Here is a 23029-nt window from a genome sequence, read left to right as displayed (position 1 = left end):
CGCGTGCTCACAGGTCGGCATCGGGACGACAATCTCGCCGCCGGTGGCGCGGTACTTCGGTACTTCGGCACTTCGGCACCGGCGACGCCGAAGGGAAGGTCAGTCGGTGCGCGGCGAGATCCGCAGCGGCGCAACGACCTGAAGCGGCGAGGCGTTGACGAGACGGTGCCGACGGCGGCGGCGAGATCGACGCCGGGCGCCGCGGATCTCCCGTTCAGCCGCCCGCGAACGGCGGCAGCACGTCGACGGACGCCCCGAGGGGCGCAGCACCGTCGCGCCGTACGACGCCGTCGACGAGGAACGAGCCGTTCGCGACGGCCCGGGCCATCGCCGGGCCGTAGCGGTCGACGAGCAGGTCGCGGAGCTCACCCACCGTCATGCCGGCGTCGGCCGACGCGAGCGTCTCCTCCTCGACGCCCGCCGCCTCGGCGGCGGCGGCGAAGTAGCGCACGGTCACGGATGCCACGTCAGCCGCCGATCCCGCCCATCGAGCGCACCGGGCGCACGAAGTCGGCGGCGTCGATGCCGTGGCCGGCCTGCTTGCCCCACATGGCGGCGCGCCAGCGGTCGGCGATGGTCGCGTCATCCGCCCCACCGCGCAGCAGCCCGCGCAGGTCGGTCTCGTCGTCGCCGAACAGGCACGAGCGCACCGACCCCTCTGCGGTGAGGCGCGTGCGGTCGCACGCGGCGCAGAACGAGCGGGTGACCGACGCGATGACGCCGACCGTCGCGGGGCCACCGTCGACGAGCCACTCCTCCGCGGGCGCGGAGGGGTCGTCGCGGCCGACGGGCTCGAGCACGAACCGCTCGCCGAGCACCTCGAGCAGCTCGGCGGCGTCGACCATGTTGTCGCGCTTCCACGTCTCGTCGGCGTCGAGCGGCATCTGCTCGATGAAGCGCAGGCGGCATCCGTGGTCGATCGCCCAGGCGAGGAGCGCAGGCGCGTCGTGCAGGGTCTCGCGCATCGCGACGGCGTTGACCTTGAGCGGCCCCAGACCGGCACGATGCGCCGCGGCGATGCCGTCGAGCACCCTCGGCAGCCGGTCGCGGCGGGTGAGCCGGGTGAAGTGCTCGCGGTCGAGCGTGTCGAGCGACACGTTCACGCGCGAGAGCCCCGCGTCGGCGAGCGCCCGGGCCTTGCGATCGAGTCCGATGCCGTTCGTGGTGAGGGCGAGCGGGGTGCCGGGCGCGGCGGCCGCGCTCAACGCGATGATCTCGACCAGGTCGGGGCGCGTGAGCGGCTCGCCGCCCGTGAAGCGCACCTCGTGCACCCCGAGGTCGCGCACGGCGATGCCGACGAGCCGTGCGATCTCCTCGGCTGAGAGCAGCTCGTCGCGCGGGATGACCGGGAGCCCCTCGGCGGGCATGCAGTACGTGCAGCGCAGCGAGCACGCCGAGGTGATGGAGACGCGCAGGTCGCGGGCGACGCGGCCGAAGCGGTCGACGAGCCCCGCGACATCCGGCCGCCCCTCGGTCGACGGCGCAGCCGACGGCGACCGGCGGACCGCCGGCATGCCGAGCGAGAGGGCCGCCATGCCAACCACCCTAAGCGCTCGCGCGTTCCACGCCGATGTCGGACCGAACGGATGACACCCGGTGACAGCGGCTGCGGGCATCACTATCGTGAGACGGGTCGGGAGGAGACGCGATGTCGTTCATCACGCGGGGATTCAGCGGTCGCAGTCGGGAGCGCGACGATCGGCTCCCACCCGGCCAGACGCTCGTCAGCGACTTCCCGGTGCTGTCGGCGGGGCCGACGCCCGAGATCGACACGGCGGACTGGGAGTTCACGATCCGTACCGAGTCCGGCATGCACAGCTGGAACTGGGACGAGTTCATGGCCCTCAAGATCGACGACGTCGACACCGACATCCACTGCGTCACCCACTGGTCGAAGCTCGGCACCAGGTGGCGCGGCGTCTCGCTCGACACGCTGTTCGAAGACGTCGAGACCGAGTACGACTACGTGATGGCGCACAGCTACGGCGGGTACACGACGAACGTGCCCCTCGACGAACTGCTCGACGGCAAGGCGTGGGTGGCATTCGAATTCGACGGCGAACCCCTCGACCCCGAGCACGGCGGCCCCGCCCGACTGCTCGTGCCGCACCTCTACTTCTGGAAGAGCGCGAAGTGGGTGCGCGGCCTCGTCATGATGGACCAGGACGAGCCCGGGTTCTGGGAGCAGAACGGCTACCACATCCACGGCGACCCGTGGAAGGAAGAGCGCTACTGGTGAGCGACGCGACGACCGCGCAGGTCACCGCGCTCGGCGCTGCGCTGCGCGCGGTGCCGCGATCGGGATGGCACGTGGCCACTGTCGCCGACGCGCACCGGGAGACGCCGAACGCCTCGCGACTGGAGCTCGACGTCGACGGGTGGCCGGGCAACGCCGCGGGCCAGCACCTCGACGTGCGGCTCACCGCGCCCGACGGGTACACGGCCACCCGCTCGTACTCGATCGCGTCGTCGGGCTCGTCGAGCCGTGTCGTGCTCGCCGTCGACAAGCTGCCGGACGGCGAAGTGTCGCCGTTCCTCGTCGACGAGGTGCGCGCGGGCGACATGCTCGAGGTGCACGGCCCGCTCGGTGCCTTCTTCGTGTGGGCTCCCGCCGCAGAGACCGGCGACATGCGCCCCGTGCAGCTCATCGCGGGCGGCTCCGGCGTGGTGCCGCTGTTCGCGATGGCCCGCGCGCACGCCGCGGCCGACGACACCACGCCGTTTCGCCTGCTCTACTCCGTGCGCACCCCCGACGACGTGTACTTCGCCGACGAGCTCGATGACCTCGCCGAGGCATCCGCGCCCTTGCGACTCGACCTCGTCTACACGCGGCGTACGCCCGACGGCTGGCCGACCGCGCCAGGCCGCATCACGCGCGAGGCGCTCGAAGCGGCCGTGGTCCCCGCTGCGGAACGGCCGCGGGTCTACGTGTGCGGCTCCACCGGGTTCGTCGAGCTCGTGGCGGACTGGCTCGTCGGCCTCGGACACGACCCGCGGTCCATCCGCACCGAGCGATACGGAGGCACCTGATGCAGCACGTCGACGGCAACGCCATCGCCGGCCCGCTCGCGGAGTTCTTCGCGTTCGACGTGACGACCGCCACGGCACGCTGCATCGGATGCGGCAACGTGGCCGAGCTCGCACGCGCCATGGTCTACATGAGCGCGGCGGGCACGGTCGTGCGGTGCGGAAGCTGCGACCAGGTGCTTGCGACGATCGTCGAATCGGGTGATCGCGCGTGGATCGGGTTCAGCGGCGTGAGCGCGATCGAGGTTCGCCGCGGCTGAGCCGGATGCCGAGGTGACCCCGTGTGGATCGGATGGATCGAGTTCGACCTCCTGCTCGGCGACGTGCATTCGCTGAAGGACAAGCGCGCGATCATCCGACCGATCGTGGCCGACCTGAGACGCACCACCGAGGCGAGCGTCGCCGAGGTCGACGCCCAGGACCTGCACCGCCGCGCAGTGCTCGGCGTCGGCGTGGTCGCGCCGGGTGCCGACCGCGTGACCGACGTGCTGGATCGGGCGGAGCGCCTCGTCGCCAGTCGCCCCGACGTGACCCTGCTGTCGGCGCGTCGGCGGATGCGGCGCAGCGACGACGACTGATCGCGGAGAGCGCACTCGCCGAGGGCCACTCAATCCGGGTCATCACCGAATGCCTTCACGAGATCGTCGCGGGCGAGGAGGAACTGCGGCGTGCCGAGGTAATCGCTGTGCGTGGCGATCCGCCACAGGTAGCTCGCCGGAGCGGATTCCGTGGCCCCGCGGTCGATCGGATTGCCGACCGGGGTGCCGTCCGGATTGCGGTCGATGCGGTAGGCGTATACGGGGAAGCCCAGGAAGTCGGTGCGGCGCCAGAGGCTGCGCCATCGTGGCACCTCCTGATCGTAGGCGCCGAGCAGGGCGGTGAGCGTGATGTCGTTGCGCTGCGCCGGCGGCGGCAGGGGATCCTTGAACTCGGCGAGCACCTGGGCGCGCCATGGATCGCTCCGCCAGAGCGATGGTCCGCGGAGGCCTGGGACGCCGAGGACGGTCACGCCGGGTGGGGTCGGGCCGGGCATGATGGCGCCGGGCGGGGTCACGCCCTGCGCGGGCTCCACGTCCACGGCAACGCCGAACACGGACGGGAAGAATCGGCTGAAGTACGCGCGCAGCTGCGTGCCGTAGGAGAGCAGTGCGGTGCGGTCGAGGACCTGCGTGCCTTTCAGCGGACCGGCCTTGATCTTCTCGCCACGCAGTGCGAGGAGGGTTGCGGCGCTGATCGTCGAACCCATGGAGTGCGCGGTGAAGATCACCGCGCGCGGTCGGGTCGCGTGGGGGTCGTCGAGCCACGACTGCGTGCGCGCGGCGAGTTCGGGCACGACGCGCTCGCCGTAGCAGGGAGGTGCGAACGGGTGGCCGGCGCGCGGGAAGAACGCGACGACGTCCCAGAACACGCCGAGCGGGCGTTCGCTGCTCGATGCCGCGTGTGCGACGACCGCGGCGACGGCGGCCAGGGCGACGGCGACGAGCACCGCATTGAAGGCCGATGCGATGCCGGAGGGCAGGGACTCGAACCCGACCACGACTGAAAGGATGAAGAATCCGACGGCGGCGAACACGGCGAGCCACCCGAAGAGCGGTTCGCCCCGGTGCAGCAGGTGCGAACTCCGTCGCACGGCGACGCGTCGGCGCACGGGCGGTTTGGGGTACGTCAGGCGGGGCGCGTACGTCTTCGGGTCGGGCGTTTCGAGTCCGCCGCGTGTCTCCGTAGGGCCCTCGTCGTCGTCCTCGGGCCGCTTCCACACGAGCAGAGGCAGGGAGAACCTGATGAACCGCATCAGAGCCGCGCCGAGCGCGAGGAGCACGAGGACCAGCATCAGCGCCGTGATGCTGGTGAGCACCGCCGCGAACCACTCGTACGCGTCAGGCACGTTCCACCACTCGGCTGGCGGAGGTTCGCCGGGCGTTCGCCAGATGTACTCGGTCGGAGCCGCTTCCGCGGGCGTGCCCAGCCACGATGCCACCCCGAGCACGAGCAGGCTCGAGAGGGCCATCGAGGAGAAGAGTGCCAGGATCATCACCACCCCGGCTCCCTGCCCACGCCAGGCCTCGTAGAGGTGCTTGCCCGGTGCGGACCAGGCGATGCCGAGGTGGACGAGGACGAAGAGGACCGCGACGCCGACCAACGACCAGCGCCACCACACTTCAGCGTTGGCATTCGAGGCCCATTCAGCGACGTCGACGTGGCTGGCGAGCAGCGCCGCACCCCCGAGAACGAGGAGGACGGAGCTGACCCGACGCCGCCACGGCGATCGGGCCCTCCATCCGATACCGGCGAGCGCGAGGAACAGCGCGAGCACGATGAGCGCGATCGGCGTGGCGATCAGGCCGAGGAATCCTGGGCCATCCACCGCCTGGGGTGTCAAGGGCGTGAACGCGAGGATCGTCCACGCCGTGTAGCCGGCGATCGAGAGCACGAGGCAGGCCATGGCGGCCCCGCGCTTCCACGCCGTGCGGGGATCCGCCGCCGTGTCGGTATCGGCTGATGCGGTGAGAGATGCACGCGCGGCGAGCCGTCCCCACATGGTGTCGGTCTTGTCCGACGTGTGAGACGCGAGTGCGACGAGCACGATGATCAAGAGCATGAGGGCGAGGGCGCCGATACCGAACCAGAAGGGCAGCGTATGTCCCCATGCGCTCTGGACGCACGCCCACGTGATCGTCACTGAAGTCCCGCGCCAACAGTCTTCGACATCGACGTAGGCGGCATCCAGCGAGAGGACGAACAGCACCAACGTGAACGATGCGGCGACGTGCAGCCACTCCGACGTCTGGCCGATGCGCGCGACCGACCAGAACCCGCGCGTCGCGAGCAGTGGGAGACCCTTCTCTTCGGGGGTGTCGCCGAGGCCCGTGTCGTCGGGATTGCCGAGGCCCGCCCCGAACTTCTTGACGCGTTCCTCGAAGTGCACGCGTCCGCGGCGTCCGATGACGTAGAGCACGAGGATCGTGGCGATGGGCGCGAGGCCGAGGAGCGCAGCGCGGCTGTCGCGGTCGAGCTCGCGGAGCCCGTCGAAGACGTTCGGCAAGGCCGCGCACACCTGGGTACCGCCGCGGAAGCACTGGATGGCGACGAGGTCGATCGCGACCGAGCAGAACGCCGTCACGGCGATCAGCGTGAGCAGGAGGCCGAAGACCCGCACGGTCGCGGCACCGGCGTCGCCGTTCCAGCTCTTGGAGCCCGCGCTCCGCTGCGGCCCGATCCACCGAGTCCAATAGGCGAGGTTCGCGAGCGCGAACGGAAGCAGGAGGAACCATCCGACGTGCACGAACGCCCGGCCGATGGCCGCGAGGGCGCCGCCGCCGGTGCGCGCCTGAGCACCCCACGAGAACGCCTCGATCGTCGTGATTCCGTGTGCGGGGCGATCGCCGACGCGGCGCCAGAACGATCCCAGCTCGTCGCCGACATGGCGCTGGACCTTCTCGGGCGTGGTCTCGAGCATCTCGGCCGGCGGGGTGTTCTTCACGCCGTGGATCCTGATCTCGAGGATCTCCTGCGTGTACCTGCTCGCCAGCTTGCCGAACATGGCCCCTCCCCCCAGAGGTCGGCCGCAGTGGCGCAGGCCTGAGCAGATGCTATTCCTGAGCAGTGCTCGCGCAGCACCCCCCGAACGGGGCCCTCTCGACGTGCCGCGGCGACCGCCGCGTCACGCGACCGCCGCGCCGTCCTTCCGCACCTGCGCCACGAGCGGCACGCCCGGCCGGTAGGCGAGGTGCACGTGGCTCGGTGCGTCGAGCAGTGCGAGGTCGGCGCGCATGCCGGGACGGATCGCCCCGACATCCGTTCGCTGCAGTGCCGCAGCGCCGCCGGCCGTCGAGGCCCACACCCCGCGTCGATGAGCCGGCGGGCTTCGGGGTACGGCTGCAGCTCGCCGCCGCGGTGCTGATGTCCATCCCGGTCGCCGTCGTGTTCTTCATCTTCCAGCGCCGGATCATGTCGACGTCGGAGGGCGCGGAAAAGGGGTAGCACCTGCTCCAGGGGTCTGTCGGTGTGTCGACCCGTGAGAGGCTGGCCCTATGTGGATCGGCTGGATCGAGCTCGACCTGCTGCTCGGTGACGTGCAGGCGTCCCGACATCACCCTGCTGTCGGGGCGCCGGCGGCTGCGGCAGAGCGACGACGACTGAGCGGAGGAAACGCATGCCGAAGACGATCATCGAAGTGCCGGGTGCGCCGTGCTGGGTGAACCTCAACAGCAGCGACGTCGCACGATCTGCCGAGTTCTACGAGACGCTGCTCGGCTGGCGAATCGAGCAGGCGCGCGCGGGACAGGACGGTCCCGACCGGGAAGGTCCAGACCAGGAAGGTTGCCTCGTGGCCTTCCTCGGCGAGGATCGAGTGGCGGGCATCTCGCCCAAGGGCCCTGCCGACCGGTCGACCGACTGGTGGGGCGTATACCTGCGAAGTGAGGATGCCGCAGCAACTGCGAACGCGGTGCGCGCGTCGGGCGGCCGGATCGCATTCGGCCCCGACCCCGTGCCAGAGCTCGGCTCCTTCGGCGGTGCCGTCGGGCCTGGTGGCGCACTCATCGGCTTCTGGCATGGTGCGGTGCGCCGGTACGGCATCCAACGGCTGGAGGCGCCGGGAGCACCGACCTGGTTCGAGCTGTACACGCGTGACTACGACGCCGATGTCGATTTCTACGTGCGCGCGTTCGGATGGCAGACCCGGGTGATGAGCGACACGGAGGACTTCCGGTACACGGTGCAGGTCGAGGCATCCGGTGACCTTGCCGGAATATGGGATGCCGCGAGCTTCATGCCCGATGGGGTGCCGTCGCACTGGGAGGTGTACTTCGGCGCAAGCGATGTCGACGACGTCTCCGCGCGCGCCGAGGCGCTCGGCGGCCGGGTGATCGAGGCGCCGGCGGACTCCCCGTACGGCCGCATCGCGACCGTCGCCGACGGTACCGGCGCAGCGTTCAAGGTCATCTCGGTCAGCGGCTGAAGCGGTCGGGCGACTCACCGCCGACCCAGACGCGCGCCACGAGCGGCACGCCCGGTCGATACGCGAGGTGCACGTGGCTCGGGGCATCGAGCAGCACGAGGTCGGCTCGCACGCCCGGGCGGATCGCCCCGACATCCGTTCGCCGAAGCGCCGCCGCGCCGCCGGCCGTCGAGGCCCACACGGCCTCGGCCGGCGTCATGCCCATGTCACGCACCGCGACCGCGATGCAGAACGGCATCGAGCTCGTGAAGCTCGAGCCGGGATTGCAGTCGCTCGCGAGCGCCACGGTCACGCCCGCGTCGATGAGCCGGCGGGCGTCGGGGTACGGCTGGCGGGTCGAGAACTCGACGCCGGGCAGCAGGGTGGCGACGGTGTCGGATGCCGCGAGCGCCGCGACATCCGCCTCGCTGAGGTAGGTGCAGTGGTCGACGGATGCCGCACCGAGCTCGACCGCGAGGCGCACCCCATCGCCCTCGCCGAGCTGGTTGCCGTGCACGCGCACGCCGAGGCCGGTGGCTGCGCCCGCCTGGAGCACGCGCCGTGACTGCTCGGGGGTGAACGCGCCGCGCTCGCAGAACGCGTCGACCCACTTCGCGTGCGGCGCGCAGACGCCGAGCATCTCGCCGACGACGAGGTCGACGTAGGCGTCAGGGTCCTCGGCGTACTCGGCGGGCACCACGTGCGCGCCGAGGAAGGTGACCTCGTCGGTGACCTCGCGCGCGAGCCGCACGAGCCGCTCCTCGTCGGCGACCGAGAGGCCATAGCCCGACTTGACCTCGAACGTCGTAGTGCCCTGAGCGTGAAGCTCGGCCACGAAGTGCGCGAGCCGGGCGCGCAGCTCGTCATCGGTCGCGGCGCGCGTGGCCGCGACGGTGGAGCGGATGCCTCCCGCCTCGTAGCGGCGGCCGGCCATGCGTGCCGCGAACTCGTCGGCCCGGTCGCCGCCGAACACGAGGTGCGTGTGGCTGTCGACGAATCCGGGGATCAACGCTCGGCCGCCCGCGTCGATCACCTCGACGTCGGCGTCCCAGAGGGTGCGGTGCTCCTCGCCGTCGCGTCGCTCCTCGCGCTCGTGGCGGAGCTCGTCGGCGTGCGACGGCACGTGCGCGGAAGGTCCGACCCACGCGATGCGGCCGTCCTCGATGAGCACGGCCGCGTCGCGCACGATCCCGAGGGGGCCGCCGTCGCGGTCGGGAGCCGGATCGTTCGTGACCAGTTCGCCGACGTTCGTCAGCAGCATCCGTCGCACCGCACCGCCATCGCTCATGCGTCCATCATGGGCACACGCAGGCCGCGCTCGCGAGCCACCTCCACCGCGCGCTCGTAGCCCGCGTCGACGTGGCGCATCACGCCGGTGCCCGGGTCGTTCACGAGCACTCGCGCGATCTTCTCCGCCGCAAGGTCGGTGCCGTCGGCGACGACCACCTGGCCGGCGTGGATCGATCGGCCGATGCCGACGCCGCCGCCGTGGTGGATCGACACCCAGGTCGCGCCCGACGCCGTGTTGAGCAGGGCGTTGAGCAGCGGCCAGTCGGCGATCGCGTCGGAGCCGTCGGCCATCGCCTCGGTCTCGCGGTAGGGGCTCGCGACCGAGCCCGAGTCGAGGTGGTCGCGGCCGATCACCACGGGGGCGCTGAGCTCACCGGAGGCGACCATCTCGTTGAACTTGAGGCCCGCGAGGTGCCGTTCCTTGTAGCCGAGCCAGCAGATGCGCGCGGGCAGGCCCTCGAAGTGCACCTTCTCGCCGGCCTGCGTGATCCAGCGGCGCAGGTGCTCGTCATCGGGGAACAGCTCGAGGATCGCGCGATCGGTCGCGGCGATGTCGGCCGGGTCGCCCGAGAGCGCCGCCCAGCGGAACGGGCCCTTGCCCTCGGCGAACAGCGGCCGGATGTAGGCGGGCACGAACCCGGGGAACGCGAACGCCCGATCGTAGCCGCCGAGCTCCGCCTCGCGGCGGATCGAGTTGCCGTAGTCGAACACCTCGGCACCGGCGTCCTGGAAGCCGACCATGGCCTCGACGTGCTTCGCCATCGATGCGCGGGCACGCGCGGTGAACCCCTCGGGGTCGGATGCCGCGAGGTCGTGCCACTCGTCGACGCTCACACCCTCGGGCAGATAGCTCAGCGGGTCGTGCGCGCTCGTCTGGTCGGTGACGATGTCGATCGCGACGCCCCGGGCGAGGAGCTCGGGGAAGACGGTCGCGGCATTGCCGACGACGCCGACGCTGAGGGCGCGGCCCTCCGACTTCGCGCCGAGCACCCGCTCGACCGCCTCGTCGAGGGTCGGCGCGACCTCGTCGAGGTAGCCGTGCTCGAAGCGACGCACGAGGCGCGACTCGTCGACGTCGACGATGAGCACCGCGCCGCCGTTCATCGTCACGGCGAGGGGCTGCGCGCCGCCCATGCCGCCGCAGCCGGCGGTGAGCGTGAGGGTGCCGGCGAGGCTCGCGGACGCGGCATCCGCTGCGTCGGCCCCGTGCTTCGCGGCGAGGGAGCGGGCCACGGCGCCGAAGGTCTCGTAGGTGCCCTGCAGGATGCCCTGCGTGCCGATGTAGATCCACGAGCCCGCGGTCATCTGGCCGTACATGGTGAGGCCGAGCTGCTCGAGGCGGCGGAACTCGGGCCACGTCGCCCAGTCCCCCACGAGGTTCGAGTTGGCGATGAGCACGCGCGGCGCCCACTCGTGCGTGCGGAACACGCCGACGGGCTTGCCCGACTGCACGAGCAGCGTCTCGTCGGCCTCGAGGTCCTCGAGCGTGCGCACGATCGCGTCGAACGACGCCCAGTTGCGGGCGGCCTTGCCCGTGCCGCCGTAGACGATCAGGTCGCCGGGGCGCTCGGCGACCTCGGGGTCGAGGTTGTTCATGAGCATGCGCAGCGGCGCCTCGGTCTGCCAGCTCTTCGCGGTGAGCTCGGTGCCGCGCGCGGCGCGGACGGTGCGCGCGGGAGCGGTGGGTGCATCGGTCATGCTTCGATCACAGCGCACGCGGCATCCGGCGACAACGGATGCCGCGTCCCGCGCGTCCGGGATCCCAGACGAGCCTCCGCGGCTGGTTGAGGAGCCCGCGCAGCGGGCGTCTCGAAACCCTTGGGTTGAGGCGTCTCGAAACCGTCAGCCGAGCGCGATGCCGCGAGCGGCCATGAAGGGCACTGCGTCGACCGCGACCCCGTCGAGATGCACCTCGAAGTGCAGGTGGCATCCGGTCGAAGCGCCGGTGCTGCCGACCGCGCCGATGAGCTGGCCGGCCGTGACCGCCTCGCCGGGCGAGACGAAGAGGCCACCGCTGGTGAGGTGCCCGTACCCGGTGGCCACGCCGGAGCCGTGCTCGATGAGGATCCAGTTGCCGAGGCTCCCGTTCGGCCCGGCCACGGCCACCGTGCCGCTCGTCGCGGCGAACACCGGGGTGCCGCAGGCCGCTGCGAGGTCGGTGCCGCGGTGGAAGTCGTTCACGCCCGGGAGCGGCTTGACGGGGCGCGGCCCGAAGCCGCTGGTGATGCGACCCGAGACGGGGAGCGCCCACCCCTGGTCGCTCAGCTGGCCGGCGTCGGTCGGCAGGTTGGCGAGGAGCAGGACGCTGCTCGACGCGAGCCGAACCTGTGCGGCCGCCTGGGTCTGGAGGTCCTGCAACTCCTGCTCGGCGGCGGCGACGGCGCGCTCAGCGCTCTCGACCTCCGCCTCCAGGGCTTCGACGGGGACCTCGTCGACTGCCGCCCACGCGGTGTCGGCCCGTGCCTGGGCGTCGGCGGCCTCGTCGGCCCGCTTCTCGGCGATCGCGAGCAGCTTGTCGGCGTCACCGGCGATCTGCTCGACGCGGGCGACGCCGCCCAGGCCGGCGAGCAGGTCGTTGCCCGCACCGAACACGGCGGGCATCGACGAGATCGTGGTGCCGTCGCCCTGTGCCGCGGCGAAGTACACGCGCCCGGCTGCGTCAGCGGCGAGTTTCGCCTCGTCCGCGAGCGCCTGCATCCGCTCGGCGACCGCCTCGGCGACCTCTCGAGTGGAACGGGCGTCGGCGAGCGCCGCCTTGGCCTCCCGCAGCTCGACGTTCGCACGCGCGACCTTGGACCGAGCGGCGGCGAGGGCTGCGCTCTGCACGGAGGTTCCGGTCGAGGTCGATGCGGCGGTCGTGCGCAGCGTCCTGTAGCCCGTCACGATCGTCGGCGATGTCGGTGCCAGCGGGCCGGGGGTGGCCGTCGGCGGGGACGTCGCCGGCGGCGTGGTCGGTGGAGCCGTCGGGTCGGGCGTCGGTTCAGGGGTCGGCGTCGGCGTCGGCGTAGGTTCGGGCGTCGGTTCAGGGGTCGGCGTTGGCTCAGGCGTAGGTTCCGGCGTCGGCGTCGGCGTCGGCGTCGGCGTCGGCTCCGGGGTCGGCGTCGGCGTCGGCTCAGGCGTCGGCTCCACAGTGGGCGTCGGCTCCACAGTGGGCGCCGGCTCCACAGTGGGCACCGGCTCCGCCGTGGGCGCGGGCGCCGGATCGGTGGGCTCGGTGCTGACGGTCGGATCGGAGGTCGACGTGTCCGTCGAATCGACCGGCACCTCCTCCGCATACGCGGGGGTGGCACTGACGAGACCGAACACCAGCACAGCCGCAGCCGTCGCCACGACGACGCCGTCACGGCGGACACTCCGTGCATACCACGGGCGTCTCAGGCCGGAATCAGAGCAGTTCGGCGTCATTTGGATCCGTTCGGGTGCCGGCTCACAAGCCGATCCCGTCCAGTCTGGCACCCGTGCCGGAGGGAGACAACACCTCCGGGGGGTCGTAAAGGGCCCCGTTCGGGGTACACCCTTGCAATCCCAGGGAGGGAAGCGGGTGCCGCTGTGCCCAGCACCACGAAGTGGACACCTCCCGGCCATGTCTCCTTCCTCGGCATCACCCCCACCGCTCATCGGATCGCCTGATGCTGACCTCGGCATCGCAGGATGCAGCGCCGCAGCGAAGTCGACGGCGCTCCTGATCGGTCACACACGGTTGTGGAAGCCCATGCACACCCCCCCGAGAGTCGCCTTCTCCCTGTTCCGCGACGCGGACGACCCGATGCTCCTCGCGTGGGGCAGGTTCCGGAGCCTGCTCGAGTCGCCCCGCGCCGATGTCGCCGATTCCGATCGGAACGTCATGCCCCCGACGGCGCCGGCGCCTGCCGAGCGCACCGTATGGCGACTCTTCGCCTCGAACAATCGGGAGGTCGCACGCGGTGCCCTCGTGTACACCTCGTTCCGCGCCGCTCGCGACCATGTCGTTGCATTGAAGGCACGTACGGCCGAACTCGAGATGCACGTCGTTCGCGGTCCGGTGTCAGGCGCGTACGGGTGGATCCTCGCACTGGACGAGCGTACGAGCGCCACCTGCGCCCGGTGGTACCCGTCGTCCGCCTGCGCCGAGTCCGCGACCAGCGCCCTCGCCCTCCTCCGGAATGCGGTGGTCGCCGACGACTGGCGTTGGACTCCCCGCGTGACCCGACGCGGGGCACCCGAGCGCGCGACGTGGGGGTGAGGCATCCGTGACGGCATTGCCCGAGGTGCGCACGGCGGATCAGGACGCGCCGCGATCACTCGCTGCACGCCCCGCAGGCGCCGACCGGACCTTCCGCGGAATCGCACGCGGCGGCGGAACCGGAGTGCTGCTGATCATGACGCTCGTCGGCGGGTTCCTGCTCTACCAGGGGTACCGCGCGCTCGAGACCAGGGGCTTCGAGTTCGTCACCACCGAGGCTTGGGATCCGAACAGCGGCGAGTTCGGCATCGCCGCCGTGATGGCCGGCACCTTCTTCATCGCGCTCACCGCGATCACGATCGCGATCCCGCTCTCGATCGGAACGGCGCTCTACATCAGTGAATACGCGCCCCCGGGGATCCAGCGCAGCCTGATCGCCCTGGTCGACCTCATGGCGGCCATCCCGAGCGTCGTGTACGGGCTCTGGGGCCTGTTCCTGCTGCAACCGGTGATCCTTCCGCTCTCGCAGTGGATCGCGACCTACTTCGGGTGGATCCCCATCCTTTCGGTGTCCGACTTCGACCCGCAGGACCCGCTCGCGAGCCCGACCGTGTTCACCTCATCGACGTTCATCGCGGGAATCGTCGTCGCGCTGATGATCTCGCCGATCGCGAGTTCGATCATGCGCGAGGTGTTCAGCCAGGCGCCGCTCGGCGAGCGTGAAGGCGCGCTCGCGCTCGGCTCCACGCGATGGGGGATGATCCGCGCGGTCGTGTTCCCGTTCGGGATGGGCGGCATGATCGGCGGCATGATGCTCGGGCTCGGCCGAGCCCTCGGCGAGACGATCGCGGTCTACCTCATCATCTCGCCGGTCTTCGTGATCCAGCCCCGTGTGCTCGAGAAGGGCGCGAACTCGATCTCCGCGCTCATCGCCCTCCGCTACAGCGAGGCGAGCGCGTTCGAGATGTCGGCGCTCATGGCCGCAGGACTCGCGCTGTTCCTCGTGACCCTTGTCGTGAACTTCGGCGCCTCGATGGTCATCGCCAGGAGCCGGTCCGGGGCGGGCGCAGAAGGATGACCGAGACCACGACGACCGACGAGGCGCACGCCCCGGCGCCCATGCCCGAGGCGTCAGCGGATGTGGCGGACACGACGGTGGTGATCGGGCACGTGACCGTGCATCCGCCGCTCAGGCCACCGTCGACCTTCAAGCCGTCGACGGCCGCGCATCGCACCAAGCTGCCGCCGCCTCCGGACTCGACCGCGGCACCCGAGCCGCGACGTTCGATCGGCAGACTCCGCCTCTCCGACGTGATCCGCCTCTTCGGGGCCCTCGCCGCGGCGGTCGCCCTGACGTGGTGGATCTTCACCCAACTCCTGCCCCTCGAAGGCCCGCTCGGGTTCATCGTCGTCGCGTATGGGCTCTTCCTGGTGTTCTTTGCCACTCTCGTGAGCCTCGACGACTCCGGCCCCGCGGTCCGCGACCGGGTGATGAGCGCACTCGTGCACTCGATCGCGGCGCTCATGCTGCTGGCGCTCGCCGTCGTGATCATCTTCACGGTCGTACGCGGACTCGACGCCCTCCCGCATCTCAACTTCTTCACCCAGGACATGGGCGCCGCGGGCCCGCTGGACCCCCTGTCCGTCGGCGGGATCCTGCACGCCGTCGTGGGCACGCTGATCATGATCACGATCGCCCTGTTGATCAGCGTGCCCCTCGGCATCCTCTGCGCCCTGTTCCTGACCGAGGTGCCGGGTGCGTACGCGCGATTCGTGCGCACCATCGTCGAGGCGATGACCGCGCTGCCCTCCATCGTGGCCGGACTCTTCATCTACGCGACCGTCGTGCTGCTGCTCGGCTTCGACCGATCCGGCTTCGCCGCCGCGCTGGCCATCACCGTCATGATGCTGCCGATCATCATCCGTTCGGCCGACGTGGTGCTGCGTCTCGTGCCCGGCAACCTCAAGGAGGCGTCGTTCGCGCTCGGCTCGAGCCAATGGCGCACGGTGTGGAACGTCACCCTGCCGACGGCGCGTTCGGGGCTCACGACGGCGATCATCCTCGGCACCGCCCGTGGCATCGGAGAGACCAGCCCCGTGCTCCTCACGGCGGGCATGACGACCTACTTCAACGCGAACCCGTTCTCGGGTCCGATGATCTCGCTCCCGCTCGCCACGTTCAGCTTCGTGCGGTCGCCAGAGCCGACCATGATCGCCCGTGGATTCGGCACCGCGGTCGTGCTCATGGTGCTCGTGCTGCTCCTCTTCATCCTCGCGCGAGTCATCGGCGGACGCGGGCCCGGCCGGCTGTCGCCCCGGCAGCATCGGCGGCGGGCCGCCGCCTCGCGAGCCGACGTGCAGCGATATGCGATCCGCCGGCACGCACGACTCTCCACCGCGAGCTCAGCGCTTGCGGCAGGCGGCGTCGACCCCGTCTCCGACGACGAACCCCGACGAACCACGGGCGAGGAGAACGGATGACCCACCGAACGAAGCTCAGACGTGGCATCCGCTCGCTCGTCGGCGTTGCCGCCGCCGCGCTGCTGGTGTTCGGCACGCTGAACACCGGCGCCGCAGCGCCGGCCGCCGCCATCGGCGCCACGCACCAACCCATCTCGGGCATCGGGTCCAGTTGGTCGGCGAACGCGCTGCAGCAGTGGATCCGCAACGTCGGCAACAACTACGGCTGGACGATCACCTACGACGACCGCGGCTCCACCGCCGGACGCCAGGGGTTCGCCGACGGCTCCTACGACTTCGCGGTCTCGGAGATTCCCTGGGAGCTGAAGGACAGCGACATCGTCGACCCGCGGCCGGCACGCGGATTCGCCTACATGCCGATCGTCGCGGGCGGCACTGCGATCATGTACAACCTCGTTGTCGGCGGCAGCAGAGTGACCAACCTTCGGCTGTCGGGCGAAACGCTCACGAAGATCTTCACCGGCGTCGTCACGACCTGGAACGATCCGGCGATCGCGGCCGACAACCCGTCGATCGCGCTGCCGGCGATCCCGATCATCCCGGTGGTGCGCTCAGACGGATCGGGCACGACCGCCCAGTTCACGTCGTGGATGCGCAAGCAGTATCCGGCGCTCTACACCGAGTTCTGCGCGCGCGTCGGCAAGGCGAACTGCGGCATCACGTCGAACTTCCCCTTCGTGCAGGGTTCCGCGTTCATCGCCCAGAACGGCTCGAACGGCGTAGCCGGCTACGTCGCGCAGGAGCAGTACGTCGGTGCGATCACCTACGTGGAGTACTCCTACGCGCTGAACTCCGGGATGCCGGTGGCGAAGCTGCTCAACGCGGCCGACTACTACACCGAGCCGACCGCCCAGAACGTCGCGGTCTCCCTCCTCGGTGCGCAGATCAACCAGGACGCCGCGTCGCCCGACTACCTCACGCAGGACCTCACGAACGTGTACAACAACGCAGACCCGCGCACGTATCCGATGAGTTCCTACTCGTACATGATCATTCCGACGCGGGTCGAAGGGCGCTTCACCGAGGACAAGGGGCTGACGCTCGGCGACTTCTCGCAGTATTTCCTCTGCGAAGGCCAGCAGCAGGCAGAGGTCCTCGGGTATTCGCCGCTGCCGATCAACCTGGCGGCTGCCGGCCTCGACCAGGTGCAGAGGATTCCGGGTGCCGATCCGACCGGCAAGGACATCACGGCCTGCAACAACCCGACCTTCTCCCCAGACGGCACGAACCGGCTCGCGAACGAGGCGCCGTTCCCATCGGAGTGCGACAAGCGGGGTGCCACGCAGTGCGCCGACGGCACGGGCGGCGCGAAGGGGTCCACGAATGCGTCGACGGCGGGCGATGCGACGGCCGCGGCGGCCGGCCAGGCGGATGCCGCGGCATCCCCTTCGGCCGCAGCACCCGGGGCTGAGACCGCGCTCGACCCGAATGCGAAGCCGATCGTCGTGAACGCCGTGCCCACGGCGATCGACCCCATCCGGCGACTCACGGCGCCGAGCGTGGTCGCCACGGTCCTCGCGCTGCTGCTGCTCGCGGGCCTCGTGGTGCCGCCGTGGTGGGCGAAGCGGCGCCGCGCGCAGGCGGCCGGGGCCGATGCCGGTGCCGCTACCGGGGCTGCTGCTGAGCCCGTCGAACGTCCTTCGCGAACGCCCGCTGAGGCACTCAGGAACGTCACGGCAAGAGTTCGTTCGCCGTTCACCCGTCGCGAATCCAAGTCGGATGCATCGGGCGATCACACCCCCTAGCGTTCAGTCGTCATCGAGGAAAGGCACTGACGGAATGTCCCGAATCCGTTCGATCGCCATGGTTCGGCTCTGCGCGCTCGCTGTCGCTGCGGCAGCCGCCGTGGGCCTCGTGCTCGTCGATCCCGCGGTCGCGACGACGGCGAGTGCGGCCTCGGAGGAAGCGCCCGAGATCACCGTGAAATGGGTGGGCGACGACTCCTCCGCGGCATCCGTGCAGCCCGAGCGTGACCCGTCGAGCCCGCACTTCGGCGACTTCGCCGGACTCTCCGCCTCGGTGTCGCAGATCACGCACCTGCGAGACCAGGCGGTGCAGGTTCGCATCGAAGGATTCTCGCGCACGACCAGTGCACGCGACGGTGCGAGCAACACGGTCCTCTCGGCGATGAACTTCGTGCAGGCGATGCAGTGCTGGGGCGACCCGGCGGCCGAGAACTTCCGCGAGACGTGTCAATGGGGCGGCTGGGCCGCGAAGGCGTCGTCGGGCATCAACGCGGTCGCCCCTCGCGAGAGCTACTACCGCGCGCCCATCATCCCGGCGGGAGTTGACGTCCCCTTCGTGACCGCGACCGGCCAGGTGGTCACAGGCGTCGCGAAGGAGGTGCCGGGCAAGCCCACCGAGTGGCCCATCGCGACGCTCTTCGACTCCTCGACGAGCAACGAGGTGGTCACGAGCCGCATCGGCGATGACGGCACCGGCGTGTTCAACTTCGAGGTGCAGTCGGCGATCCAGGCTCCGCATCTCGGCTGCGGGTCACCGACCACCTCGAATACCTGTTATCTGGTGATCGTCCCGCGGGGAAGCCACTTCGGCGGCACGGTGGGCGAAGGCCAGTGCGCACTCGACGCGAAGAGCGACGTGACCTTCGAGCCGTATTCGTACGGTCAGGCGAACGCGATCCAGGAGGGCTCGCCCATCAACACCCGGTGCGATTACTGGGACAACCGCATCGTCGTGCCCCTCGAGTTCGAGCCGGTCGGCAACCAGTGTCCGTTGGGCGCTGCCGAGCGGGGCACCGTGGGATCGCAGTTGGTCGTGGCCGCGATGAGCTCGTGGCAGCCGGCACTCTGCCAGAGCATCGGCAGCGTCTACAGCTTCTCCGCGAATCCCGACGCGACGGGACGCTCGCAGCTGCTCTCCGCCAGGACGGGCCTCGCGTTCACGTCAGCCTCGGTCGGCAGCGACTCCCTCACCACGCAGGACAAGGCGAGGCTCGCCGAGACCGAGGTCGCGTACGCGCCCGTCACGATCTCGGCACCGGTCGTCGCGTTCTACCAGGAGGACGTGTTCGGCAAACGTACGAGCATGAAGATGACACCGCGGCTGCTCGCGAAGCTGCTCACGCAGTCGTACATGTTCCAGATTCCGAAGGGCCAGGGCGACAGCGTCGATCATCTCGGCTCCGTGAATCTGAGCTACCTCTACCTCTGGCAGGACCCGGAGTTCACGGCGCTGAACCCGGACGTCACGCAGGCGGTGAATCCCGCGCTGATCCTGCCCGGCCCGGCGAGTGCCGACGCGATCGCCCAGTTGTGGCGATGGGTGCAGGCCGACGACGAGGCGGCCGCATGGCTCGCGGGCGAACCGGATGCCGCTGGGATGACCGTGAACCCCTACTACCTGCCGAAGGGGCATCCGAACGCGAAGGTGCCGGTGATCGATGACCAGGGTGTCGTACAGACCGACGACGCCGGAAACATCGTCTACCGGCCCGTGGGCCTCGCCTCCGCCGACGGCACCCCGATCGAGCTCGCGAAGGCGACGCTCTCCACCTTCGCGAAGGCGGACGAGACCCGCGGACCGAAGGTGCTGAGCCAGGGGATGAGGAACCGCTTCGACTCGCTCCAGTCGTCGCCGTTCACCGAGAACCTGCCGTCCGCCGCCCGCGACGCAGCCAGGGCCGACCCGCACGCCAAGACCCGGTGGGACCCGACTCGGTACAACGCCTCGGGTGAGCTCGGCGACTGGGTGTCAGATGGTCCGCAACTCCCGGGCAGCAAGTTCATCATCACCATCACCGACAGCGCGTCGGCAGCACGGTACGGCCTCGGCGTCGCAGAGCTCCAGCTGCCCGATCGGCCGGGCGTGTTCGCCGGACCGACCGTCGACGCCATGGATGAGGCGCTCTCGGCGTTCGCCCCGGTGCTGGATCAGGTCACCAAGCAGATCGACCCGGCACGCGTGCCCGACCAGGGCTATCCGCTCACGATGGTCACGTACGCCGCGGTGAACCTCACGGGGACGGATGCCTCGGCCCGACGTGACTACGCACGGATGATCGACATGGTCACGACGAGCGGTCAGAAGCCCGGCACCGACCCCGGCAGCCTTCCCGCCGGCTACCTTCCGCTGCCGGAGGCGATGGTCGCACAGGCCGCCGCTGCCGCAGACCGCATCGAGGCCTTCGTGTCGAAGCCGAAGCCCGGGTCCTCCTCGGCTGCCCCGCAGTTCGGCGGGTCCACGGGAGGCGCCGCCGGGTCCGTTGCCTCGCCGCCTTCCGCTGCCGCCGCCGGCGGCCAGATCACGTCGGGCTCGTCGATGCTCGCGAGCGACGACGTGACCCCCCTGTCGAACACCCCCCTGCTCGCGCAGGCCGCGCTCGGGGTGGCACTCATCGTCGGACTGGGAGGCGCCGTCTTCGCTCCCATGCTCATGCGACCGAGGAGGTCGATCGCGTAGCCGCCCGCCGACGAACCGCCCCACGAAGCTGCGAGGCTCCGCGGGGCGGGGCTTACCACTCATCCAAAGCACGTAAGCACATTCATCCTAGAAAGGGATTCGAATGAAGAGAAAGTCCGTGGTGCGCCTCGGCGCACTGGGCGCCATCGTGGCGGTCGCCCTCACGACCGCCATCGCGGGACCGGCGCTCGCCGACCCGGCTGCCGGAACCTTCAAGCCGATCGTGGGCACCGGTTCCGACACCACCCAGGACGTGCTGAACGGCCTCGCCGGCGCCATCCCCGACCTCGGCTCCTATGACGCGACCGGATCGGCGACGATCCAGGTCTCGGCGGGCGGCCCGACGTTCAACCGCCCCAACGGTTCCACCAACGGCGTCAAGGCGCTCACGGCGTCGGTCAACGCGCCCGGGAACCTTCTGTGGGGTGGCCAGACCATCACCGGCCAGCTCGATTTCGCGCGCTCGTCGAGTGGCCCGGCGGCCGCGGGTACCGACCTCACCTACATCCCGTTCGCCAAGGACGCCGTCACCTTCGCGGTGCTCGAGACGAGTGACTTCCCCCGGAACATCCAGCTCGGGACCGCGAGCGACGCCCCGACGAAGTTCACGCTGCGCAACATCTACAAGTGCACCGTGACGAGCTTCCCGAACGCCGCCGGCGACCCGGTGACGATCGTGCCGCTCATCCCGCAGGCGGGTTCGGGGACGCGGTCGTTCTGGCAGAGCCAGCTCGGCCTCTCGTCGGAGGGCTTCGGCCCCTGCGTGACCGACCGGAGCGGTGCGGTGCAGGAGCACAAGGGCGACGCGCTGCAGGCCGTCGGCGAGATCGTGCCGATCTCGATCGCGCAGTACATCGCGCAGTCGAACAGCGGTGTCACGGGTGTCGATGACCGTCGCGGCTTCGCAGAGCTCGGCAGGGTGAATGCGGCCAAGCCGATCGTGATGTCGGCGGGCAAGCCGGCCATGAACGGCAGCTTCCCGGTCAGCCGTCAGGTGTACAACGTCGTGCCGACCGCAAGCCTCGGCGATGCCCAGATCGCGGCGACCTTCGTCGGTTCCGGCTCGGCGGTCTGCTCCAACGCCGCGGTGATCCAGTCGTTCGGCTTCGCGACGATCGGCTCCGCGTGCGGCAGCACGACCACCAAGGGCGCGTTCATCAACCCCTAGTCCCCCACGCCGTTCCAGACAGCGCTCCACCCCCGAGGGTCGCCGGAACACCGACCGACCATGAGGGCGAACCACTCATCCAGATCGAACACATCCGAGAAAAGGAAGAGCATCGCAATGAGCAACTCGAAGACCAAGCGCCTCGCCGCGCTGGTCATCACCGGGGTCCTGCTTTCCGCAGGCCTCGCCAGCACCGCCGCCCCCGCCTTCGCTGCCGACGACCCCGGCACGCAGGTCATCGAGGACGGCAACCTCACCATCACCCCCACGACCGGCTCGGCGACGGACTTCCCGATGCTGCAGACGATGACCACTGCGACGCAGTGCCCCGTCGGCTACCGCGAGAAGGCACACAACGTGGCGTTCCAGAACGGGGTCTACATGGGCGCCCTCGGCATCACCTGGGACACCAGCATCATCTCCGCGTTCGGCAACGGCGGTCTCAGCGGTCCGGTCCAGCTCTCGGCGGCCGACAGCTTCGACTTCCTCACCGACAAGGCCCTCGCCGACATCACCACGCCGCTGGCGACGGGCGACTGGGAGATCCGGCGCTACTGCTGGAGCGACCCCAACGTCCGCAAGCTGGAGTCGGACCCGTACTTCGTGCTGCCGATGACGTTCGACGCGACCGCCGGCACGTGGGCCGTCAAGGCCGCGCCCGTGGCCGAGCAGGGCGTCGTGTCGAACTTCACGGTCGTCGGCAACTCGAACGGTACGGTCTCGGCCGCGGCGTCGGTGCAGGCCGGTGCTTCGGGCAAGATCGAATTCTACGAGAACAACGTGAAGGTCGGTGAGGGCCCCGTCCTCGCGGGCAATGCGTCGTGGACCTCGGGCATCATCGCCGCCGGCAACTACTCGTACACCGCGAAGTTCATCTCGTCGAACCCCGCCACGTTCACCGACTCGGCTGTCGCCGGGCCCGTCGCGCTGGTGCACACGGGTTCCTCGGTGTCCTACGAGGGCACGCCGGCCGGGGTCGACGTCACCGTCGAGGTGCCGGCGACCATCGAGAACAACGGCCTGAAGCTCTCCGTGGCGAACACCGCGGTGAACCTCGGCACCGCGGCCGCGAACGGCGGCAAGTACACGGCGTCGGGCAACCTGGGCGCCGTGACCGTGACGGACTCGCGTCAGGTCAAGGCGGGCTGGGACCTCACCGGTGTGAACTCGGTGTTCACGAACCAGGCCGACGCCACCAAGACGATCGCCGCCAAGGCGCTCGGCTGGACCCCGTCCGTCACGAGTACCGAGGACGCGGCCACGGCCGGCGCCTCGGTCGCGGCGTGGGACGCGGGCCTCGACGGCGCGAAGACCCTCGCCTCGGCAGTCGCGAACGGCCTCGCGGGCCCGAAGGCGACCTCGGCTGACGCCGCGCTCTCCTTCGCCGTGCCGGCCGATGGCACGGTCGCGCCCGGTACCTACAAGTCCACCCTCACGCTGACCCTCATCTAGTCGGTCTGCGACACCCGCTCCCGGGCTCGGAGCACCTGCTCCGGGCTCGGGAGCCTCCGCACGAATTGCATCACCCTCGCGAACCACG

Annotated in this window: 19 protein-coding genes and 1 pseudogene; 13 read left to right on the top strand and 7 right to left on the bottom strand. The window is 70.3% G+C overall.

Features of this window, described 5'->3' with window-relative positions:
- Nucleotides 1-214 precede the first annotated feature (214 nt).
- Both ASG80_RS16280 and moaA read right to left on the bottom strand, forming a co-directional pair.
- Complete coding sequence (locus ASG80_RS16280) at nt 215-466, bottom strand: MoaD/ThiS family protein (protein ID WP_056732564.1); 252 nt, start codon at nt 464-466, stop codon at nt 215-217.
- A gap of 1 nt (nt 467) precedes the next feature.
- On the bottom strand, nt 468-1535 hold the full coding sequence (gene moaA, locus ASG80_RS16275; RefSeq protein WP_056732561.1) for a GTP 3',8-cyclase MoaA: 1068 nt from the start codon (nt 1533-1535) through the stop codon (nt 468-470).
- A 113-nt stretch (nt 1536-1648) separates the two neighbouring features.
- Here moaA and ASG80_RS16270 point away from each other — a divergent pair, with 113 nt between their 5' ends.
- The 4 genes from ASG80_RS16270 to ASG80_RS16255 are packed head-to-tail and all read left to right on the top strand — an operon-like array spanning nt 1649 to nt 3605.
- The gene (locus ASG80_RS16270; protein ID WP_056732559.1) at nt 1649-2239 is read left to right on the top strand and encodes a sulfite oxidase-like oxidoreductase; all 591 of its coding nucleotides are present in this window, start codon (nt 1649-1651) and stop codon (nt 2237-2239) included.
- Nucleotides 2236-3030 carry an FAD-binding oxidoreductase gene (locus ASG80_RS16265; RefSeq protein WP_369816274.1) on the top strand — a complete coding sequence of 265 codons (795 nt, stop codon included), beginning with the start codon at nt 2236-2238 and terminating at the stop codon, nt 3028-3030. The genes ASG80_RS16270 and ASG80_RS16265 overlap by 4 nt, the downstream gene beginning before the upstream one ends.
- Complete coding sequence (locus tag ASG80_RS16260) at nt 3030-3287, top strand: DUF6510 family protein (RefSeq protein WP_056732557.1); 258 nt, start codon at nt 3030-3032, stop codon at nt 3285-3287. Before ASG80_RS16265 ends, ASG80_RS16260 begins: the two co-directional genes overlap by 1 nt.
- A gap of 21 nt (nt 3288-3308) precedes the next feature.
- Nucleotides 3309-3605 carry a DUF503 domain-containing protein gene (locus ASG80_RS16255; RefSeq protein WP_056732555.1) on the top strand — a complete coding sequence of 99 codons (297 nt, stop codon included), beginning with the start codon at nt 3309-3311 and terminating at the stop codon, nt 3603-3605.
- Between the two features lie 29 nt (nt 3606-3634).
- On the opposite strand, the gene ASG80_RS16250 is transcribed toward ASG80_RS16255, so the two are convergent.
- Both ASG80_RS16250 and ASG80_RS16245 read right to left on the bottom strand, forming a co-directional pair.
- A complete protein-coding gene (locus ASG80_RS16250) occupies nt 3635-6568 on the bottom strand; it encodes a hypothetical protein (RefSeq protein WP_056732553.1) in 2934 nt (977 codons plus the stop codon).
- A 120-nt stretch (nt 6569-6688) separates the two neighbouring features.
- On the bottom strand, nt 6689-6868 hold the full coding sequence (locus ASG80_RS16245) for a hypothetical protein (protein ID WP_056732551.1): 180 nt from the start codon (nt 6866-6868) through the stop codon (nt 6689-6691).
- Between the two features lie 35 nt (nt 6869-6903).
- Here ASG80_RS16245 and ASG80_RS23080 point away from each other — a divergent pair.
- Nucleotides 6904-7008: pseudogene (locus tag ASG80_RS23080) on the top strand (carbohydrate ABC transporter permease); the annotation flags it as partial.
- Nucleotides 7009-7180: 172 nt separating this feature from the next.
- The gene (locus ASG80_RS16240; protein WP_056732550.1) at nt 7181-7987 is read left to right on the top strand and encodes a VOC family protein; all 807 of its coding nucleotides are present in this window, start codon (nt 7181-7183) and stop codon (nt 7985-7987) included.
- On the opposite strand, the gene hutI is transcribed toward ASG80_RS16240, so the two are convergent.
- From hutI to ASG80_RS16225, 3 genes are all read right to left on the bottom strand, one after another.
- On the bottom strand, nt 7977-9254 hold the full coding sequence (gene hutI, locus ASG80_RS16235) for an imidazolonepropionase (RefSeq protein WP_056732547.1): 1278 nt from the start codon (nt 9252-9254) through the stop codon (nt 7977-7979). The genes ASG80_RS16240 and hutI overlap by 11 nt on opposite strands.
- Entirely contained in the window at nt 9251-10954 is a 1704-nt protein-coding gene (hutU, locus tag ASG80_RS16230) for a urocanate hydratase (protein ID WP_056732545.1), read from the bottom strand. Before hutU ends, hutI begins: the two co-directional genes overlap by 4 nt.
- A 144-nt stretch (nt 10955-11098) precedes the next feature.
- Entirely contained in the window at nt 11099-12586 is a 1488-nt protein-coding gene (locus ASG80_RS16225; protein ID WP_056732543.1) for a M23 family metallopeptidase, read from the bottom strand.
- A gap of 382 nt (nt 12587-12968) precedes the next feature.
- Between ASG80_RS16225 and ASG80_RS23645 the strand changes: the two genes are divergently transcribed.
- The 7 genes from ASG80_RS23645 (at nt 12969) to ASG80_RS16190 (ending at nt 22941) form a co-directional block, all read left to right on the top strand.
- A complete protein-coding gene (locus ASG80_RS23645) occupies nt 12969-13478 on the top strand; it encodes a hypothetical protein (protein ID WP_056732541.1) in 510 nt (169 codons plus the stop codon).
- A 7-nt stretch (nt 13479-13485) separates the two neighbouring features.
- The gene (pstC, locus tag ASG80_RS16215) at nt 13486-14496 is read left to right on the top strand and encodes a phosphate ABC transporter permease subunit PstC (protein WP_082590517.1); all 1011 of its coding nucleotides are present in this window, start codon (nt 13486-13488) and stop codon (nt 14494-14496) included.
- Nucleotides 14493-15899, top strand: coding sequence for a phosphate ABC transporter permease PstA (gene pstA, locus ASG80_RS16210; protein WP_235508356.1), 1407 nt, complete (start codon nt 14493-14495; stop codon nt 15897-15899). The genes pstC and pstA overlap by 4 nt, the downstream gene beginning before the upstream one ends.
- Nucleotides 15896-17644, top strand: a complete 1749-nt coding sequence (locus ASG80_RS16205) for a phosphate ABC transporter substrate-binding protein PstS (protein ID WP_156401891.1) — start codon at nt 15896-15898, stop codon at nt 17642-17644. Before pstA ends, ASG80_RS16205 begins: the two co-directional genes overlap by 4 nt.
- A 34-nt stretch (nt 17645-17678) precedes the next feature.
- Nucleotides 17679-20321 (top strand): hypothetical protein, encoded by a 2643-nt coding sequence (locus ASG80_RS16200; protein WP_056732539.1) that lies wholly within the window; start codon nt 17679-17681, stop codon nt 20319-20321.
- A gap of 103 nt (nt 20322-20424) precedes the next feature.
- Nucleotides 20425-21489, top strand: coding sequence for a substrate-binding domain-containing protein (locus ASG80_RS16195; RefSeq protein ID WP_156401890.1), 1065 nt, complete (start codon nt 20425-20427; stop codon nt 21487-21489).
- Between the two features lie 117 nt (nt 21490-21606).
- Entirely contained in the window at nt 21607-22941 is a 1335-nt protein-coding gene (locus tag ASG80_RS16190) for a hypothetical protein (protein ID WP_056732535.1), read from the top strand.
- Nucleotides 22942-23029 lie beyond the last annotated feature (88 nt).

The sequence above is a fragment of the Agromyces sp. Soil535 genome (assembly GCF_001428255.1).
Classification (GTDB): domain Bacteria; phylum Actinomycetota; class Actinomycetes; order Actinomycetales; family Microbacteriaceae; genus Agromyces.
This window is presented reverse-complemented; position numbering and strand designations above follow the sequence as displayed.

Excerpts from the sequence above, each read along its gene's own strand:
- ASG80_RS16240 (WP_056732550.1), top strand. The coding sequence starts at position 7,181 with ATGCCGAAGACGATCATCGAAGTGCCGGGTGCGCCGTGCTGGGTGAAC.
- pstA (WP_235508356.1), top strand. The coding sequence starts at position 14,493 with ATGACCGAGACCACGACGACCGACGAGGCGCACGCCCCGGCGCCCATG.
- hutI (WP_056732547.1), bottom strand. The coding sequence starts at position 9,254 with ATGAGCGATGGCGGTGCGGTGCGACGGATGCTGCTGACGAACGTCGGC.
- ASG80_RS16195 (WP_156401890.1), top strand. The coding sequence starts at position 20,425 with ATGAAGAGAAAGTCCGTGGTGCGCCTCGGCGCACTGGGCGCCATCGTG.
- ASG80_RS16200 (WP_056732539.1), top strand. The coding sequence starts at position 17,679 with ATGTCCCGAATCCGTTCGATCGCCATGGTTCGGCTCTGCGCGCTCGCT.
- ASG80_RS16205 (WP_156401891.1), top strand. The coding sequence starts at position 15,896 with ATGACCCACCGAACGAAGCTCAGACGTGGCATCCGCTCGCTCGTCGGC.
- ASG80_RS16250 (WP_056732553.1), bottom strand. The coding sequence starts at position 6,568 with ATGTTCGGCAAGCTGGCGAGCAGGTACACGCAGGAGATCCTCGAGATC.
- ASG80_RS23645 (WP_056732541.1), top strand. The coding sequence starts at position 12,969 with ATGCACACCCCCCCGAGAGTCGCCTTCTCCCTGTTCCGCGACGCGGAC.
- ASG80_RS16190 (WP_056732535.1), top strand. The coding sequence starts at position 21,607 with ATGAGCAACTCGAAGACCAAGCGCCTCGCCGCGCTGGTCATCACCGGG.
- ASG80_RS16270 (WP_056732559.1), top strand. The coding sequence starts at position 1,649 with ATGTCGTTCATCACGCGGGGATTCAGCGGTCGCAGTCGGGAGCGCGAC.
- hutU (WP_056732545.1), bottom strand. The coding sequence starts at position 10,954 with ATGACCGATGCACCCACCGCTCCCGCGCGCACCGTCCGCGCCGCGCGC.
- ASG80_RS16260 (WP_056732557.1), top strand. The coding sequence starts at position 3,030 with ATGCAGCACGTCGACGGCAACGCCATCGCCGGCCCGCTCGCGGAGTTC.
- moaA (WP_056732561.1), bottom strand. The coding sequence starts at position 1,535 with ATGGCGGCCCTCTCGCTCGGCATGCCGGCGGTCCGCCGGTCGCCGTCG.